We start from the raw sequence: 374 nt of genomic DNA, 5'->3' as shown, positions 1-374 counted from the left end.
GAGGCCGAGCCGGTCAGCGTGGTGGACACCGTGGTGAAGGTGTCCCAGCTCCCGGTGTTCGGCACGCTCACCGAACCTAGCAACGTCCCGGACGCCGAACCCGAACGCACCTGGATCGTCCCGCCCGCACCCCCCGACGAAACCCGCGCCGAGAACCCCGTCGCCCCCTGCGTCGACACCGACGCGTACCCCGCCCAGTCACCGTTGTCGATGTACCCGAGCGTCCTGCCGCCGCTGGCCCCGGCGTGGTCGGCCGGCTGCACGCCTGCGCTGGAGGTGTAGGCCTCGCCTTCGGTCGGGGCCGCGGCGGGCGAGCGGGTGAGGGTGAAGGTGTCCACGTCGAACAGGCCGCCGCCGCCCGAGCCGGTGAAGGT

General features: G+C 73.0%; 1 protein-coding gene. It reads right to left on the bottom strand.

From position 1 onward, the window contains the following. Positions 1 to 374, bottom strand: a 374-nt coding sequence (locus IEY93_RS38235; protein WP_229691220.1) for a carbohydrate-binding protein, incomplete at both ends; no start/stop codon positions are given.

It is taken from the genome of Sphaerisporangium melleum (genome assembly GCF_014646695.1).
Lineage (GTDB): Bacteria > Actinomycetota > Actinomycetes > Streptosporangiales > Streptosporangiaceae > Sphaerisporangium > Sphaerisporangium melleum.
Note: the sequence above shows the minus strand (reverse complement) of the source record. Positions and strands in the feature narration are given on the sequence as shown.